Annotated in this window: 21 protein-coding genes; 9 read left to right on the forward strand and 12 right to left on the reverse strand. The window is 62.8% G+C overall.

Annotated elements, in window-relative coordinates; genetic code table 11:
* Nucleotides 1-11 precede the first annotated feature (11 nt).
* Together BJN45_RS11480 and BJN45_RS11485 are read left to right on the forward strand one after the other, a co-directional pair.
* Nucleotides 12-728 (forward strand): ComF family protein, encoded by a 717-nt coding sequence (locus BJN45_RS11480; protein ID WP_076095384.1) that lies wholly within the window; start codon nt 12-14, stop codon nt 726-728.
* A 42-nt stretch (nt 729-770) separates the two neighbouring features.
* Nucleotides 771-1,235, forward strand: a complete 465-nt coding sequence (locus BJN45_RS11485) for a tRNA (cytidine(34)-2'-O)-methyltransferase (RefSeq protein ID WP_076095386.1) — start codon at nt 771-773, stop codon at nt 1,233-1,235.
* A 2-nt stretch (nt 1,236-1,237) separates the two neighbouring features.
* Here the strand turns inward: BJN45_RS11485 and BJN45_RS11490 are convergent, their stop codons facing one another.
* From BJN45_RS11490 to BJN45_RS11515, 6 genes are read right to left on the reverse strand one after another with little or no spacing between them, the layout of a single operon-like run.
* Nucleotides 1,238-2,227, reverse strand: coding sequence for an NAD(P)H-dependent glycerol-3-phosphate dehydrogenase (locus BJN45_RS11490; RefSeq protein ID WP_076095389.1), 990 nt, complete (start codon nt 2,225-2,227; stop codon nt 1,238-1,240).
* Nucleotides 2,224-2,664, reverse strand: a complete 441-nt coding sequence (locus BJN45_RS11495) for an SH3 domain-containing protein (RefSeq protein WP_076095390.1) — start codon at nt 2,662-2,664, stop codon at nt 2,224-2,226. Before BJN45_RS11495 ends, BJN45_RS11490 begins: the two co-directional genes overlap by 4 nt.
* Nucleotides 2,665-2,667: 3 nt before the next feature.
* Nucleotides 2,668-3,123, reverse strand: a complete 456-nt coding sequence (gene secB / locus BJN45_RS11500; RefSeq protein WP_076095393.1) for a protein-export chaperone SecB — start codon at nt 3,121-3,123, stop codon at nt 2,668-2,670.
* 26 nt (nt 3,124-3,149) lie between these two features.
* Complete coding sequence (gene grxC, locus BJN45_RS11505) at nt 3,150-3,416, reverse strand: glutaredoxin 3 (RefSeq protein WP_076095394.1); 267 nt, start codon at nt 3,414-3,416, stop codon at nt 3,150-3,152.
* Nucleotides 3,413-3,838: a rhodanese-like domain-containing protein gene (locus BJN45_RS11510; RefSeq protein ID WP_240494561.1), complete on the reverse strand. Its 426-nt coding sequence runs from the start codon at nt 3,836-3,838 to the stop codon at nt 3,413-3,415. The genes grxC and BJN45_RS11510 overlap by 4 nt, the downstream gene beginning before the upstream one ends.
* A 3-nt stretch (nt 3,839-3,841) precedes the next feature.
* Nucleotides 3,842-4,111 (reverse strand): ArsR/SmtB family transcription factor, encoded by a 270-nt coding sequence (locus tag BJN45_RS11515; RefSeq protein ID WP_076096075.1) that lies wholly within the window; start codon nt 4,109-4,111, stop codon nt 3,842-3,844.
* Nucleotides 4,112-4,238: 127 nt separating this feature from the next.
* On the opposite strand from BJN45_RS11515, the gene BJN45_RS11520 reads away from it, so the two are divergent.
* From BJN45_RS11520 to BJN45_RS11535, 4 genes are read left to right on the forward strand one after another with little or no spacing between them, the layout of a single operon-like run.
* On the forward strand, nt 4,239-5,582 hold the full coding sequence (locus tag BJN45_RS11520; RefSeq protein WP_083651242.1) for a murein hydrolase activator EnvC family protein: 1,344 nt from the start codon (nt 4,239-4,241) through the stop codon (nt 5,580-5,582).
* Nucleotides 5,579-6,988: a S41 family peptidase gene (locus BJN45_RS11525; RefSeq protein WP_076096077.1), complete on the forward strand. Its 1,410-nt coding sequence runs from the start codon at nt 5,579-5,581 to the stop codon at nt 6,986-6,988. The genes BJN45_RS11520 and BJN45_RS11525 overlap by 4 nt, the downstream gene beginning before the upstream one ends.
* Nucleotides 6,989-7,010: 22 nt before the next feature.
* Nucleotides 7,011-7,412 (forward strand): hypothetical protein, encoded by a 402-nt coding sequence (locus tag BJN45_RS11530; RefSeq protein WP_076096080.1) that lies wholly within the window; start codon nt 7,011-7,013, stop codon nt 7,410-7,412.
* Nucleotides 7,409-8,236 (forward strand): HesA/MoeB/ThiF family protein, encoded by an 828-nt coding sequence (locus BJN45_RS11535; RefSeq protein WP_083651244.1) that lies wholly within the window; start codon nt 7,409-7,411, stop codon nt 8,234-8,236. The genes BJN45_RS11530 and BJN45_RS11535 overlap by 4 nt, the downstream gene beginning before the upstream one ends.
* On the opposite strand, the gene ribD is transcribed toward BJN45_RS11535, so the two are convergent.
* The 5 genes from ribD to BJN45_RS11560 are packed head-to-tail and all read right to left on the reverse strand — an operon-like array spanning nt 8,151 to nt 12,820.
* Nucleotides 8,151-9,239: a bifunctional diaminohydroxyphosphoribosylaminopyrimidine deaminase/5-amino-6-(5-phosphoribosylamino)uracil reductase RibD gene (ribD, locus tag BJN45_RS11540; RefSeq protein ID WP_076095396.1), complete on the reverse strand. Its 1,089-nt coding sequence runs from the start codon at nt 9,237-9,239 to the stop codon at nt 8,151-8,153. The two genes, BJN45_RS11535 and ribD, sit on opposite strands and share 86 nt — an antisense overlap.
* Nucleotides 9,236-9,706: a transcriptional regulator NrdR gene (gene nrdR / locus BJN45_RS11545; protein ID WP_076095398.1), complete on the reverse strand. Its 471-nt coding sequence runs from the start codon at nt 9,704-9,706 to the stop codon at nt 9,236-9,238. The genes ribD and nrdR overlap by 4 nt, the downstream gene beginning before the upstream one ends.
* A gap of 6 nt (nt 9,707-9,712) precedes the next feature.
* On the reverse strand, nt 9,713-10,963 hold the full coding sequence (gene glyA / locus BJN45_RS11550) for a serine hydroxymethyltransferase (protein WP_076095399.1): 1,251 nt from the start codon (nt 10,961-10,963) through the stop codon (nt 9,713-9,715).
* Nucleotides 10,964-11,003: 40 nt separating this feature from the next.
* On the reverse strand, nt 11,004-11,663 hold the full coding sequence (locus BJN45_RS11555; protein ID WP_240494563.1) for a histidine phosphatase family protein: 660 nt from the start codon (nt 11,661-11,663) through the stop codon (nt 11,004-11,006).
* A gap of 2 nt (nt 11,664-11,665) precedes the next feature.
* Complete coding sequence (locus tag BJN45_RS11560; protein WP_076095401.1) at nt 11,666-12,820, reverse strand: TRAP transporter substrate-binding protein; 1,155 nt, start codon at nt 12,818-12,820, stop codon at nt 11,666-11,668.
* Between the two features lie 252 nt (nt 12,821-13,072).
* Between BJN45_RS11560 and BJN45_RS11565 the strand changes: the two genes are divergently transcribed.
* Nucleotides 13,073-14,014 (forward strand): DUF294 nucleotidyltransferase-like domain-containing protein, encoded by a 942-nt coding sequence (locus BJN45_RS11565; RefSeq protein ID WP_276205216.1) that lies wholly within the window; start codon nt 13,073-13,075, stop codon nt 14,012-14,014.
* A gap of 10 nt (nt 14,015-14,024) precedes the next feature.
* Here BJN45_RS11565 and pmbA read toward each other — a convergent pair whose 3' ends face one another.
* A complete protein-coding gene (gene pmbA / locus BJN45_RS11570; protein WP_076095404.1) occupies nt 14,025-15,368 on the reverse strand; it encodes a metalloprotease PmbA in 1,344 nt (447 codons plus the stop codon).
* Nucleotides 15,369-15,437: 69 nt separating this feature from the next.
* On the opposite strand from pmbA, the gene yjgA reads away from it, so the two are divergent.
* A complete protein-coding gene (gene yjgA, locus BJN45_RS11575) occupies nt 15,438-15,974 on the forward strand; it encodes a ribosome biogenesis factor YjgA (RefSeq protein ID WP_076096083.1) in 537 nt (178 codons plus the stop codon).
* Nucleotides 15,967-16,551 (forward strand): molybdopterin adenylyltransferase, encoded by a 585-nt coding sequence (mog, locus tag BJN45_RS11580; RefSeq protein ID WP_076095406.1) that lies wholly within the window; start codon nt 15,967-15,969, stop codon nt 16,549-16,551. The genes yjgA and mog overlap by 8 nt, the downstream gene beginning before the upstream one ends.
* Nucleotides 16,552-16,553: the final 2 nt, after the last annotated feature.

Consider the following 16,553-nt stretch of genomic DNA (forward strand, 5'->3'; position numbering starts at 1 on the left):
GCTGCGACGGGATGTCAATTTTACCCCAGTCGCTGGACTTGAGTCCGCAAGCCGTGTCGCCGCTCGCCCGGATGCTCCCCGGCAGTTGCCTCCTGTGCGCCGATGAAGCCGGCAACAAGCTGCTGTGCACGCCATGCCAAGCGGACTTGCCGCCATTACCGGCGGCAACCTGCCCGATCTGCAGCGAGCACACCACGCACGGTGAGCGCTGCGGCGCCTGCCTGCAGCAAACACCCCACTTTGCCGGCGTCACGGCACTTTTTCGCTACGATTTCCCGGTCGACCGCATGATTCACGCCCTCAAGTACGGGCATCAACTGGCGCTGGCCGACTGGTTCGGCAAGCAACTGGCGCATCGGCTGGCCGGTCGGGAATTCGATCGCATCGTGCCTTTGCCACTGCATCCGCAACGTCTGCGCGAGCGCGGCTTCAATCAGGCCATGGAAATCGCCAGGACGCTGGGAAAATGCCTGAAAATCCCGGTCGACCGCAACAGTCTGCAACGGACCCGGGCCACCGCACCGCAAGCCGGATTGCTGCTGAAGGCACGCCACGGCAACGTGCGCGGCGCCTTCGAAGGTCGCAGCGACCTTGCCGACCAGCGCATCCTGCTGGTCGACGACGTCCTGACCAGCGGTGCCACCGCCGGCGAATGCGCCCGCGTCCTCGCGCTGCACGGCGCCGCCAGCATCCAAGTCGCCGTCGTCGCGCGCGCCCTGAAGGACTGAATCCGTGTTTTAATCGGCGCCTTTGCCGCCACCGATACTGCCGTGTTCGCCGTCGTCCTCTACCAGCCGGAAATCCCGCCCAATACCGGCAACATCATTCGCATGTGCGCCAATACCGGCGCTGAACTGCATCTCGTCGAACCGCTCGGCTTCGATCTCAGCGACAAGCACCTGCGCCGGGCCGGCCTGGATTATCACGAGTACGCACGCGTCGTGCGCCACCCGGACTGGGCCGCCTGCCAGGCCGCTCTGGCGCCGCGCCGGATGTTTGCGATGACGACGAAGGGCAGTCGCAATCTTTTTACGGTCGACCTGCTGCCAGACGATGTTTTTGTTTTTGGCCAGGAAACCGCCGGGCTGCCCGCCGACCTGCGCGATTCATTCCCGCCGGAACGCCGCCTGCGCCTGCCGATGCAGCCCGGACAGCGCAGCCTCAACCTGTCGAACGCTGCCGCGGTAACCATTTTCGAAGCCTGGCGCCAGGCGGGATTCAGCGGCGCCGTCTAGACTCAGGCGAGTTCTTCGCGGGGATCGCGGGCCATCAATTGTTCGACCGCCTGCCCGGCAGTCAGGCGGCCATCAAGCACTGCGGCGACCGCACTGCTGATCGGCATGTCCACACCGAGTTCGCGCGCCAGACGATCGGTTTCCCGCGCCGTATAGACGCCTTCGGCAACATGACCCAGTTCTGCCAGCACCTGCTCGAGCGTCTTGCCCTGGGCCAGCGCCAGACCAACGCGACGATTTCGCGACAGGTCGCCGGTACAGGTCAGGATCAGGTCACCCATGCCTGCCAGCCCCATGAAGGTTTCGCGCTGGCCGCCCAAGGCCACGCCAAGGCGGGCGATCTCGGCCAGACCACGGGTCATCAGCGCCGCCCGGGAATTCAGGCCCAACCCCAGGCCATCGCAAACACCAGTAGCGATGGCCAGCACATTTTTGACCGCGCCACCGACCTCGACACCAACCAGATCATCGTTGGCGTAAATGCGCAGCCGGTTTCCATGCAACTGCCGCGCCGCTTCGCGGGCAAAACCCGGATCATTTGCCGCCAGGGCAACTGCCGTCGGTTGTGCGGCGGCAACTTCCTCGGCAAAACTCGGGCCGGACAAGGCGCCACAAATCTGCCCGGCACCCAGCACTTCGCCAACCACCTGGTGCGCCAGCTTGCCCGAACCCGCCTCGAAACCCTTGCATACCCACAGCAAAGGCACCTGGCAGCCGAGCTCGCGCAGTTTTTCGGCGGTCGGGCGCAAACCGGCAATCGGCGTGGCCACGATCAACAGTTCAGCATCGGCGACGGCGGCAGCAAAAACCGTTTCGACGGCAACACTGTCCGGCAGACGGTAGCCCGGGAAGAAGCGCCGGTTTTCCCGGTTATCCCGCAGGTCGACCGCAACATCGGCTTCACGCGACCACAAGGTCAACGCATGCGCTTCGGCAAAAGCAATCGACAGCGCGGTGCCCCAGGCACCCGCGCCAAGCAAGCTTACATTCATAGGCCCCAGACCTGCGTTGTACGAATCAGGCCGGCAGCGCCATCGCGGTGCTTGACCGCGACCCAGCCGGGTGCCGCCGTGCCGGCATACTCCAGCACCACCCACTTGTCGAAACGTGCCAGCACCGGTGCATCGGCCTTGTCCGACTGACGCAACTCGGCTGCCGCCGTCGTCACAAGCACGGTCCGGCGCTCACCCAGTTGGGCTGCCTCGATCCAGGCCAGCATCCCTTCGGCATCGCGTACCTTGGCCCAGCCTTCGAGCCGGACAACAACTTCGACCGGCGTCTGGGCGCGGATCAGATACAGCTTCTTTGCCTTCTGCGACGGCGCGTCGTAAAGAATGGCCGCCGGCACCTCGACCGAGCGGTAATCGATGGCCAGCGCCGGAAAGGCTACAGCCAGCGACAGCAGGGCGGGAAGCAGGCGGCGCATCATCGCTTACTGCAGCGGCGTCGCAGCAGCCTGTTCGGCTTCCTGCATGCGCTGCATGTACATGGCTTCGAAATTGACCGGCTGCAGCACGATCGGCTGGAAGCCGGCACGGGTGACGGCGTCCGACACCGCTTCGCGGGCATACGGGAACAGCACGTTCGGGCAGGCGATGGCGACCAGCGGCTCAAGCTGTTCTTCCGGCACGTTGGCAATACGGAACACGCCGGCCTGGCCGACTTCGACCAGGAAAACGGTCTTTTCGCCGATGGACGCAGTCACCGTCACCGTCAACACCACTTCATAAACATTCTCACCGACACCACGGCCGGAGGTGTTCAACTGGATGGCCACCTGCGGTGCTTCCTGTTCCAGGAAGACTTCCGGCGCATTCGGCACTTCGACCGACAGATCCTTGATGTAAAGCTTTTCGATACCGAAGACCGGCTGTTCGTTCTGTTCCATGTTTCTCTTTCTGGTAGTTAATCGTTTCAGGCTTCGCCGGCCAGCAAAGGCAGCAGCTTGCCGGCGGAGTCGAGCGCGTACAGGTCGTCACAACCGCCGACATGGGTCTCGCCGATGAAAATCTGCGGCACGGTACGCCGCCCGGTTTTCTGCATCATTTCATCACGGCGCTCGGGATCGAGATCGACGCGGACTTCCTCGATGGCGGTCACGCCACGCGCCGACAACAGTTGCTTGGCGCGAATGCAGAACGGGCAGACGGCCGTGGTATACATCAATACCGGCTGGGTCATTTCTTGCGCCCGCCTTTTTTCAGCGGGTAACTCGCCGCCACCCAGGCATCGACACCGCCACTGAGGTTGTAGAGCTTTTCAAAACCATTTTGTTTCAGGTCACGACAGGCCTTGTTCGAACGCATGCCGGCGGCGCAGCAGACGATCAGGGGCTTGTCCTTGTATTTTTCAATCTCGTGCAGGCATTCGCTCAACTTGCCGCCCGGAATGTTGATCGCTTCCGGAATATGGCCGGCGGCGAATTCACTGGCCTCGCGCACATCGAGAATACGGGCATCCTCACGGTTGATCAGCAGGGTTGCTTCGCCAGGATTGACGGCAGTGCCGACCGGACGAAAGAACATCGGCCACAACAGGCCAAGCCCGCTGATGACGACAATCGCGACAAGCAGGATATTCTGGTTGATGAAATCCATCGGCATTACTTAATTCTCCACACCACAAAAAACTTCGCGCATCATGCCGACGAGCTGCAGGGTGCGCTGATCGCCCACCCGATAAAAAACGCGATTGGCATCCTTGCGCGTGAGCAGGACGCCCTTTTCGCGAAGAATGGCCAAATGCTGGGAAATATTGCTCTGGGACGTCCCGACGGCCTCGACGATATCCTGCACGCAAGCCTCCTGATCGCCGACAACGCAAAGAATCTTGAGGCGCAGGGGATGGGCGATCGCCTTCAACGCGCGCGCCGCCATTTCGATATGTTCCTGCTTGTCGATCAGGCTGAAGGAAGGAGCGTCCAAGATAAAACCTCAATTTGATTGAACGGTTGATTATAGAATAAGCCTTGCGATTCCAAGAACTCAATCAAGAATTTCCCTGATGCACTCCCCCAGACACAGCAAGACTTCCGGCGCCATCGCCCCGGCCCTGAAGCTGCCTGCCATGGTGCTGGCGGCCCTGCTGTTCACGTTTACGGCCCAGACGTCATTTGCCCAGAAGGCTGCAAGCGCCCCCGAAGTCGCCGAAAAACGCGCCGATCTCGACGAATTGCGCAACCGCATCGAAGGGCTGCGCAAGGAACTGTCGGCCAGCGAAGGAACAAGGGCCGATGCGGCCGACCGGCTGCGCGAATCGGAACGCCAGATTTCCCGACTGCAACGGAAGTTGCACGAACTCGGGCAGCAGCGCGGACAACTGCAAAGCCGACTGGACACACTGGAGATGCAATCCCGGGAACTGGGCAAGACGCTCTCGCTCCAGCAGGCGCAGACCGAAAAGCTGCTGCATCGCCAGTACCTGCGCGGCAACCCGGACTCCCTGCAGTTGCTGCTCAACGGCGACGACCCCAACCAGTTGGCCCGCGACCTGCACTACCTGTCGGCCATTGCCACTGCCCGCGCCGAACTGATGGGCGAAATCAGCAGCACGATCAACCAGAAAAAAGCGCTGGCCGCCGACACCCGCGAACGCACCGCCGAGCTTGCCGAAGTAGAAAGCGAACAGAAGAAACATCACGCCGAGCTGGAAAAGCAGCGCCAGGAGCGCAAGGCCTTGCACGCCGAAATTTCCGACAAGGTACGCGCCCAGCGCCGTGAAATCGGCTCCCTGCAGCGTGACGAGAAACGCATGAGCCAGCTGGTACAACGACTTTCGCGCATCCTGGCGCAGCAGGCAGCCGCCCGCGCTGCCGAGGATGCGCGACGGCGACAGCAGGCGGCTGCCGCAGCCGCCCGGCGCGCCGAGAAACCCGGGCAGCCGCCCGAAGAAGCCCCTCCCCGCCGCCAGAATGAGCCGGAAAACCGTTACGAACCGGTCGCCAACGACGGCAGCTTCGCCCGCCTCAAGGGCAAGCTGCGCCTGCCGGTCCGTGGCACCGTTTCCGGACGCTTCGGCAAACCACGCGACGGCGGCGGCCAGTGGCGCGGCCTGTACATTCGCGCCGACAGCGGCAGCCCGGTCAAGGCCATCGCCAACGGCCGGGTCGTATTCTCGGAATGGATGCGCGGCTTCGGCAACCTGCTGATCATCGACCATGGCGATGCCTACCTGTCGATCTACGGCAACAACGACTCTCTGCTCAAACAGGTCGGGCAGGCCGTCAGCGGCGGCGAAACAATTGCCAGTGTAGGCAATACCGGGGGCAATCCCGAATCCGGTTTATACTTTGAAATCCGCCACAAAGGGCAACCGATCGACCCCATGTCTTGGGCAAGTCTGAAATGAGCAAATACAAAACCTTGAGTCTCGCCGTTGGCGGCTTCGTCGCCGGCGCACTGATCACCCTGCAGTTGCCGGCCTTCGCCGAAAAGGACGTCAAACCCGGTCTGCCGATCGAGGATTTGCGTACTTTCGCCGAGGTTTACAGCGCCATCAAACAGGGCTATGTCGAACCGGTCGAAGACAAGAAAATGATCGCCAATGCCATTTCCGGCATGCTGTCCAACCTCGATCCGCACTCCGCCTATCTCGACGCAGATTCGTTCAAGGATCTGCAGGTCGGCACCCAGGGCGAGTTCGGCGGCCTCGGCATTGAGGTCGGCATGGAGGACGGACTGGTCAAGGTTGTCTCGCCGATCGAGGACACACCGGCCTATCGCGCCGGCATCAAGACCGGTGACCTGATCTTCCGGCTGGACGAAACACCGGTCAAGGGCCTGAGCCTGTCCGACGCGGTCAAGAAAATGCGCGGCAAGCCGAAGACCTCGATCAAGCTCGGCATCCTGCGTAAAGGCGAGAGCAAGCCGCTGGAGTTCACGCTCGTCCGCGAAGTCATCAAGGTCCAGAGCGTCAAGTCGAAGATCGTCGAATCGGGTTACGGCTGGGTGCGGATTACCCAATTCCAGGAAACCACCGTTCCCGATCTGGTCCGGCACTTGAACAATGTTTACAAGGAAGGCGAACTGAAGGGGCTGGTGCTCGACCTGCGCAACGACCCGGGCGGCCTGCTGCATGGCGCCATCGGCGTTTCCGCAGCCTTCCTGCCCCCCGACGTCAAGGTCGTCTCGACCGATGGCCGGACCGAGGATGCCAAGCAGGAATTCCTCGCCCGCCCGCGCGACTACCTGCGCGGCACCCGCGAAGACCCGCTGCGCACCCTGCCGGTCGGCGTCAAGAAAGTACCGATGGTCGTTCTGGTCAATGGCGGTTCGGCATCGGCTTCGGAAATCGTCGCCGGTGCACTGCAGGATCACAAGCGCGCCGCCATCGTCGGCACCCAGACCTTCGGCAAGGGATCGGTCCAGTCGGTGCTGCCGCTGCCCGGCAACACCGCCATCAAGCTGACGACGGCCCGTTACTACACGCCGGACGGCCGCTCGATCCAGGCCAAGGGAATCACGCCTGACATCGTCATCGAGGAGTCGGCCAACGGCAGCAGCATGCGCATGCGCGAAGCCGATCTTGAGCGCCACCTGGAAGACAAGGGAACGGCCCCCAAGGAAGAGGCGAAGCCCGCACCGGTGGTGAAACCGGCGACAAAGAACGAAAAGGGCGAGAAAAGCGACAAGGATGCCAAGGACGGCGACGACGACCTGCCGACGCGCCTGGAGTATGCCAGCAAGGAGGATTACCAGTTCCAGCAGGCACTGAACCTTCTCAAGGGCCTGCAGATCATGCAGGGCAAAAAGTAGCAACAGCCGAAATGGAGGGATGATGAGTAGCGCAGACCTCAGGAAAAAGCGGGAAATCCTGTTTTCCAGGTTCCCGCCCGGCCAGGTGCCGGAAGCGGCAGATGACCTGCAGCATCTGGACGAAGTCGACGTCGAGCCGAAGTACGAGAAACGTGCGCTCGGCGTCGCCTACGACCTGCAGCAGCACACGCTGGCCGAACTGGAAGATCACCTGGTCGACAAGGGCTTCCACCTCGACAACACGCTGATGAGCAAGCTGACACGCGCGCTCATCCACTATGTCGAGGAAACCCAGCTGCACAACATCGGCGCCCCGGAAAAACGCTTGAAGCCCTCGCCCGAGGAAGCCTACATCAAGGCCTGGGAACACCGCCCGCACGGCGACCACGACGACACGCCGCCGGAGTGGCGCGAGTACAAGTGACCGACGAGCAGTTACTGCGCTACAGCCGCCACATCCTGCTCGACGCACTGGGCATCGAAGGCCAGCAACGCATCCTCGACACGCATGCGCTGATCATCGGCGCCGGCGGCCTGGGCTCGCCGGCTGCGCTCTACCTCGCCTCGGCCGGCATCGGCAGGATCACGGTGGTCGATGACGACGTCGTCGACCTGACCAACCTGCAGCGCCAGATCATTCACACCGAAGCCCGCGTCGGCATGGCCAAGGCCGCATCGGCCCAGGTTGCGCTGGCCGCGATCAATCCTGCGGTCGACGTCGTCCCGGTGCAAAAAAGGCTGGCCGGCGCCGAACTCGATGCCTTGGTTGCCAGCGCCGACATCGTCCTCGACTGCACCGACAACTTTGCCACCCGGCACGCCATCAACCGGGCCTGCGTGCATCACCGCAAACCGCTGGTGTCCGGCGCCGCCATCCGCTTCGACGGCCAGGTCAGCGTCTACGACCTGCGCCGCGACGATGCACCGTGCTATCACTGCCTGTTCCCCGAGGGTGAGGATGTCGAGGAAGTCCGCTGCGCCGTTATGGGCGTGTTCGCACCGCTGACCGGCATCGTCGGCACGATGCAGGCAGCCGAGGCGCTGAAGCTGGCGGCCGGCATCGGTGAATCATTGAGCGGTCGCTTGCTGCTGCTCGATGCATTGAACATGGAATGGCGCACGGTGAAATTCCGGCAGGACGCCGACTGCGCGGTTTGCGGCCCTAACTCGGGCGTGCGATCAGGCGAATATCCGGGCCAATCTGGCGCACATCACGAATCTGCAACGCCTGCTTGCCGGCCAGCGTAGTCAGCGCCGGCAGGCCGAACAGGCCATTGGCGTCGTCACCGATCAGACACGGCGCAAAGTAAAACAAGAACTCATCGACCAGCCCTTCGCGCAACAACGAGCCATTGAGCTTGCAGCCGGCTTCGGCGTGAACTTCATTGATGCCGCGCCGTCCGAGTTCTTGCATCAATCCGGGCAGATCGACCTTGTCCTGCGAATTCGGCAGAAAAACGATTTCTGCACCGGTCGACCGCAATATTTCAGCCTTTTCCGGATTGTCGACGGCCGCGGCGATCAACACCGGGCCACCTTGCAGAACTTTCGCCGTCGCCGGCGTTTCCAGCCGGCTGTCGACGATCACCCGCAGCGGCTGGCGCGTCGTCTCGACCTCGCGCACCGTCAGGGTCGGGTCGTCGTCGCGCACCGTGCCGTAGCCCGTCAGGATGGCGCATGCCCGCGCCCGCCAGCGATGGCCATCGCGCCGGGCGTCCGGCCCGGTGATCCACTGGCTGACGCCGTTGTTCAGCGCCGTCTTGCCATCCAGGCTGGCCGCCGCCTTCAGGCGCAACCAGGGACGACCGCGGGTCATGCGCGAGACAAAGCCGATGTTCAGTTCGCGCGCCTCGTTTTCGAGCACGCCGCTCGCCGTCTCGATGCCGGCCGCCTGCAACATGGCCAGGCCTTTGCCGGCAACCAGCGGGTTCGGATCGGTCATCGCCGCGATCACACGGGAAACGCCAGCCGCGATCAGCGCTTCGGCGCAGGGCGGCGTACGGCCGTAATGACTGCAGGGTTCCAGCGTGACATAGGCCGTTGCGCCCCGTGCCCGCTCACCGGCAGCCTTCAGCGCATGGACTTCGGCATGCGGCTCGCCGGCCTTTGCGTGCCAGCCTTCGCCAACGATTTCACCAGCCTGAACCAGTACGCAACCGACGCGAGGATTGGGTGAAGTCGTCCACAACCCCTGCTCGGCCAGTTGCAGCGCACGCGCCATCAGCCGATAGTCGTCGGCGGTGAAACTCATTTTTTCCGCGGCGTACTGGCGGGAGAAACTTCGCGAATCGCCTTGGAAAAGGCGTCGACGTCCTCGAAATTGCGATAGACCGATGCAAAGCGGATGTAGGCGACCTTGTCGAGCTTCTTCAACTCGCGCATCACCAATTCGCCCAGTTGCTGCGTGCTGATTTCGCGCTCGCCGGCAGTCAGTAGCCTTTCTTCGATATCGGCGACCGCGGCATCGACCGACTCGATCGATACCGGCCGCTTGCGCAAGGCCAGTTCCAGGCTGGCACGCAGCTTGGAACGGCTGAAGTCGGCGCGCAGGCCGTTCTTCTTGACCACCTGCGGCAGCTGGATTTCGGCCCGCTCGTAGGTGGTGAAACGCTTGTCGCAGGCACTGCACTTTCTGCGGCGGCGAACGATATCGCCTTCATCGGAAACCCGGGTATCGACGACCCCGGTTTCGTCATTGCCGCAGAAAGGGCATTTCATCGCGGCTTATTTTCCGTAAACCGGGAAACGCTTGCACAGCTCGGCAGCCTTGGCGCGCACCGTTGCCGCCACGGCTTCATCGTTCGGCGCATCGAGCACGTCGGCGATCAAGTGGGCAACCTGCTCGGCTTCGATCTCGGTGAAACCGCGCGTCGTCATCGCCGGCGAACCGATGCGGATGCCGGAGGTGACGAAAGGCTTCTGCGGGTCGTTCGGGATGCCGTTCTTGTTGACGGTGATGTGGGCACGACCCAGTGCAGCCTCGGCTTCCTTGCCGGTGATGTTCTTGGAACGCAGGTCGACCAGGAAGACATGGCTTTCGGTGCGCCCGGAAACGATGCGCAGGCCACGCTCTTCCCCCAGCACGCGAGCCATGACACGGGCGTTCATGATCACCTGTTCCTGGTAGTTCCGGAATTCCGGCGATGCGGCTTCCTTGAAGGCGACGGCCTTGGCGGCGATCACGTGCATCAGCGGGCCACCCTGCAGGCCGGGGAAGATGGCGGAATTGATCGCCTTCTCGTGCTCGGCCTTCATCAGCACGACGCCGCCGCGCGGACCGCGCAGCGTCTTGTGCGTGGTCGTGGTGACGACATCGGCGAAGGGCACCGGGTTCGGATAGAAACCGGCGGCGATCAGGCCGGCGTAGTGGGCCATGTCCACCCAGAAGATGGCGCCGACTTCCTTGGCGATCTTGGCGAAGCGCTCGAAATCGATGCGCAGCGCGTAGGCCGAGGCACCGGCGACGATCAGGCGCGGCTTGTGTTCGCGGGCCAGCGCTTCCATCTTGTCGTAGTCGATTTCTTCCTTTTCATTCAGGCCGTAGGAGACGACGTTGAACCACTTGCCGGACATGTTCAGCGGCATGCCGTGGGTCAGGTGACCGCCTTCGGCCAGGCTCATGCCCATGATCGTGTCGCCCGGCTTGCAGAAGGCCATCAGCACGGCCTGGTTGGCCTGCGAACCGGAGTTCGGCTGGACGTTGGCGGCATCGGCGCCGAACAGCGACTTGATGCGGTCGATGGCGATCTGCTCGGCGACATCGACGTGCTCGCAACCGCCGTAGTAGCGCTTGCCCGGATAACCTTCGGCGTACTTGTTGGTGAGCTGGGAGCCCTGGGCTTCCATGACGGCGTTGCTCACGTAGTTTTCCGACGCGATCAGTTCGATATGGTCTTCCTGGCGCTGGACTTCGGCCTGGATGGCCTGCCAGAGTTCGGAGTCAACTTTTGCGAGGGTGTCTTGCGCAGAAAACATGGGGGAATGCCTCAAGCCGTTGAAAAGGGCAAGAATTTTATCACGAAGGCAGTTCGTCCAGCGCACCGTCCGCCAGATGCGCGGTTTCGCCCCAGGTTTCCACGGTCCACCGGCCGTCGACCGCAGAAATCCAGTTGATGCCGGCGTTCGGAATCAGGAAGTCACGCGGCATTTCGAGTGGATTGCCGCGCACGAAGCGGTTGATGACATCAAGCACGCCACCATGAACGACGACCACGATACTTTCCCCGAGATGCCGCTGTGCCAGCTCTTTCAGTTTGCCGGTAACCCGTTCGTACATTACCTTCAGGCTCTCGCCGTGCTCGAAGGCGTAATCGGCATTGCGCCCCTCGAACGCCGCATAGCCCTCCGGATAGCGGGATTCGGCCTCGGCGTAGGTCAGCCCCTCGAAAATGCCATAGCGACGCTCGCGCAATTCCGGCACCGGAACCGGCTGCACGCCGACCGCCTGGCCGATCGCCTGACCGGTTGCCCAGGCGCGCTTGAGATCGCTCGCATAAAGCGCGCTGATACCCGCTGCTTTCAACCAGCGTCCGGCAGCCTCGGCCTGACGCAGACCGGCTGCGTTGAGGCCGATATCGATCTGCCCCTGGATACGCCGTTCGGCATTCCACTCGGTTTCGCCATGACGGACCAGACAGATCCGGGTCAGCACAGCCTCATCCTGTTGCATCGGCATGCTCAGGCCTGCGACTGAAGAAAGACATCCATCCGGTTCTCGGCAACGCTGAACCAGGCATTTTGCGTGCGCCGGTACTTGTCGTAAGCCGCAAGAACTTTCTTGAACCCCGGATTCTTTGCCGCCTCGTCGGCATACAGCTGTTGTGCTGCCTTGTAGGCAGCCGACAGGATCGGCTCCGAGAACTGCTGCAGCTTGACGCCGCTCTGCAGCAGCTTGGCCAGCGCAATCGGATTCTGGTGATCATAACGCGCCATCATCAGGACATTGGCTTCATAGGCAGCCGCCTGGAAAGCTTCCTGGTATTCGCGCGGCAACTTCGCCCACTCCGTCTTGTTGACGAAAAAATGAATCATCGGCCCCGGCTCCCACCAGCCCGGATAGTAGTAATTCTTGGCCACCTTGTAGAAGCCCAGGCGCTCGTCGTCGTAGGGGCCGACCCATTCTGCTGCATCGATGGTCCCGCGCTCCAGCGCCGGATAGATGTCACCACCGGCAATCTGTTGCGGAATCACCCCGAGTTCGGCAAATACCGCGCCACCCAGGCCGGCGATGCGCATCTTGATCCCCTTCAGGTCTTCCGGCTTGGCCACGGTCTTGCGCCACCAGCCCCCCATCTGGACGCCGGTGTTACCGCCGGCAAAGGACATCACGTTGAAATTCCCGTAAAAATCGTCGAGCAGTTCCTGACCGCCACCGTAATAGATCCAGGCATTCATCTGCCGGGCATTCATGCCGAACGGCATCGACGTCCCGAAACCGAAGGTCTTGTCCTTGCCGACGTAGTAATACGAACAGGTGTGGGCGACCTCGACGGTCCCCTGCTCGACGGCGTCGAAAGCCTGCAGGCCGGGCACGATCTCGCCGCCCTGGAAGACACGGATATCGAAGCGGCCGCCAGTCATCGCACGCACCCGGTCGGCCAGCACCTCGGCACCACCAAAAATGGTATCCAGGCTGCGCGGAAAACTCGACGTCAGACGCCAGCGAACAAATGGCAACGCCCCCTGAACTACAGGCGCAGGCGCCTGTTCGACGGGAGCCGCCGGCACCGGCGCAGTACTCGCCGGCGGCGGGGTCTCGCTCTTGCCACAGGCGGCCAGCGATGCGGCGGCAGTGCCGAGAGCGGCCCTGGCAAGAAAATCACGACGTTGCATTATTGTCTCCTCCCGTCCAGGCGGGATGTTGGGGTTGGGCATGTGCGTGTATTTTTCCGCAAACCCGATGATTTTGCGAGCATTTGGCGCAGATAAGCATCCGCGCTTATCCTTGAGCCAAAGAAATACCGATTCCACGGAACCGAGGAGCCGCCCCTGAATCCGCTGCCGAAAACCCTCCTGCAACATATTGCTGCGGCCTGCTCGGTCCCGGAACTGTCGCGTCTGGCAGAAGCCCTGACTGGCCTCTGGCTGGCTGCCGCGCATGATCAGGAGCCGACAGCGCTCGGGGTCATGGTCAGCGACGTCGCCGATGCCATCACCCGCCGCCTGCTGATCATGACAGAAGAATGCATCGGCCCGCCCCCGGTGAGCTACGCCTGGATTGCCTATGGCTCGCAAGGGCGTCGCGAACTGACCCTGAACTCCGACCAGGACAACGCACTGGTTCTGGATGATCGCTACGAGCCGTCCCTTCATGGCGATTACTTCGCCGCGATGGGCGAAGCTGTCTGCGACGGCCTCGCAGCCTGCGGCTTCATCCATTGCCCCGGCGACATGATGGCCAGCAATCCCCGCTGGCGCATGCGTCAGGCGGATTGGTGCAGCACCTTCGCCGACTGGATTACCGCCTGCGACCCGCAGAAGGCCCGCCTTGCCGGCAATTTCTTCGACCTGCGCCACATCCACGGCGACCATGGACTGGTTGCGCCGCTGGAAAAAACGATCAGGGCATTGTGCCCGAAACACGACTCCCTGCTCGCGCACTGGGTGGCCAATGCCAACAGTGCACCACCGGCGCTGGGCATCTTCCGTCGCTTCATCACCGACCACAACGGCCTGCTCGATCTGAAACGCGCGGCAATCATTCCGCTTGTCGAACTGGCCCGCATCCATTGCCTGGCGGCCGGCACGGACACCTGCGGCACAATGCAGCGCCTGGTCCTGGCCAGTGGCCGGCGCTGGCTGAGCAGCGCGGGCGCAAAGGAACTCGGTGAAGCCTTTGGCGTCACGCTGGGATTGCGCGTACGCCAGCAAAGACTGGCACTGATGCAGGGAAAACCGGCCGGCAATCTGGTCGATCCGGCAACGTTGACCGCAGGCGAGCAGGAAAGACTGCGTGGAATACTGGGCTTGATCGCCCTGCATCAGCGCGCCCTGCTGCAGGCTTACCCATACATGACGACGCGCTGAGCGGGGCGAATCAGTCGCCGGCGATCGTCATCCGGTCGATCAGGATGGAACCCGTCTGCTTGCTGCCACGCACCTGCACGTCGCGACCGACGGCGACGATGCCGGCGAACATGTCACGCAGATTGCCGGCAATGGTGATTTCCTCGACCGGATGCACGATCTTCCCGTTTTCGACCCAGTACCCAGCGGCGCCGCGCGAATAGTCGCCAGTCACGTAATTGACGCCGTGACCGAGCATCTCGGTGAGCAGCAGCCCACGGTCCATGCGTGCCAGCAGGCCGGCAAAGTCCAGTTCACCCGGCTCGATGATCAGGTTGTGGCTGCCGCCGGCATTGGCCGTCGTCTGCATGCCCAACTTGCGCGCCGTGTAGGTGGACAGGAAATAACGCTGCAGCACGCCGTCGGTGATCACCTCACTGTCGCGCGTCGCCACGCCATCGCTGTCGAACGAAGCACTGCCGAGACCGCAGGGAATGCGCGGGCGTTCACCGATGCGGACGAAATCCGGCATGATCTTCTTGCCCAGATGGTCGATCAGGAAGGACGCCTTGCGGTACAGCGCCCCGCCGCTCGCCGCATGCACCAGGCTGCCGAGCAGGCCAGCAGCCAGCGGTGCCTCGAACAGCACCGGGAATTCGCCGGTCTTGACCTTGCGCCCGCCCAGGCGCGCCACCGCACGCTCGGCGGCAATCCGGCCGACACTTTCCGGGCTTTCCAGCCGGCCCGCATTCCGGTGCGTGGTATACCAGTCGTCACGCTGCATCTGCTCGCGCTCGCCGGCGATCACCGAGGCCGAAATATAGTGCCGAGAAGTCGGATAACCGCCCATGAAACCCAGGCTGTTGGCGGAAACGAAATGCGCCTGCTGCGTCGAAATCGTCGCCCCTTCCGAATTGTCGATCAACGGACTGGCATCAAAAGCGGCCTGCTCGCAGCGACGGGCGATCTCGATCGACTCTTCCACGGTCAACGCCCACGGATGGTACAAATCCAGATCGGGGCAATCCCTGGCCATCAGCGCAGCGTCGGCCAGACCGGCGCAATCGTCCTCGGCGGTGAAGCGGGCGATGTTCAGCGCCGCCTCGACCGTCTCGCGCAAGGCCTGCGCGGAAAAGTCGGAAGTGCTTGCATAACCCTTGCGCTGACCGGAATAGATCGTGATGCCGATACCCTTGTCACGATTGAATTCGATCGTCTCGACCTCATCGCAGCGCACCGTCACCGACTGTCCGAAACCTTCCGAAACATCGACCTCGCAGGCACTCGCCCCTTTGTCGTGGGCATGTTTCAGGACATCCTCGGCCAGTTGCTGCAAGGCGGGGAAGGCATGGGAAAAAGCGGCGGTCTCGGGCATGGAAGCGGCGTCGTTTCGAGGAAAAGTCGCTATCATAGCAGCCCGCCATTGCCGCACCGGATGCACGCCATGCAAGAAGAAGATTTCACCGAAGACTACGCCCGACCGTCAAAAACCAAGCAGAAAGAGGTGATGCACGAGTTGCGCGACCTCGGCGCAGAACTCGTCGAGCTCTCGATCAGCCAGCTGAAGCGCATCGACCTGCCGGAGAATCTGCTGGCCGCCGTGCGCGACTGCCAGAAAATCACCGCCCACGGCGCCAGGCGCCGGCAGATGCAGTACATCGGCAAGCTGATGCGCGGTGTTGACGACGAACCGATCCGCGCCGGCCTGGCGCTGCTGCGCGGCGAGTCGACGGCGGAAATCGCCCGCATCCACCGCCTCGAACGTTTCCGCGTCCGCCTGATGGAAGACGAAACCACGCTCACCGAAATCGCCAACCAGTGGCCCGGCGTGGACATCCAGCACCTGCGCCAGCTGCGCCGCAACGCGCTCAAGGAACAGGAAGGCAACAAGCCGGCAAAGAGCTTCCGCGCCATCTTCCAGATCCTGAAGGAGCTCGATGGCACCCCGCCAGCTACGGAAGAAGAGGCGACCGATGAATAAGGAACTCGTCGTCGGCCTGGTCTCGATCAGCGACCGGGCATCGACAGGCGCCTACGAAGACAAGGGCATTCCGGCACTGCGCGACTGGCTGGCCACGGCACTGGTTTCTCCGTGGCGGGCGGAAACCCGGCTGATCCCCGACGACCGCGAAAGCATCGAAAATACCCTGATCGAGCTGGTCGACCGCAGCAATTGCCACCTGATCCTGACCACCGGCGGCACCGGCCCGGCGCCACGTGACGTCACACCGGAAGCCACGCTGGCGGTAGCCGACAAGGAAATGCCCGGGTTTGGCGAAGAAATGCGCCGGATCAGCCTGAACTTCGTCCCGACCGCCATCCTGTCACGTCAGGTGGCGGTGATCCGCAAGCAGACGCTGATCATCAACCTGCCGGGACAACCCAAGTCGATCCGCGAAACGCTGGAAGGCGTCCGCACTGCCGACGGCCAGGTCAGCCACGTCGGTATCTTCGCCGCCGTCCCCTACTGCCTCGACCTGATCGGCGGCCCCTATGCCGAAACGGACGAAAAGGTGATCAAGGCCTTCCGGCCGAAATCGGCCGCCCGCAATAACTGAAA

Source organism: Azonexus hydrophilus (assembly GCF_001956855.1).
Taxonomy (GTDB): domain Bacteria; phylum Pseudomonadota; class Gammaproteobacteria; order Burkholderiales; family Rhodocyclaceae; genus Azonexus; species Azonexus hydrophilus_A.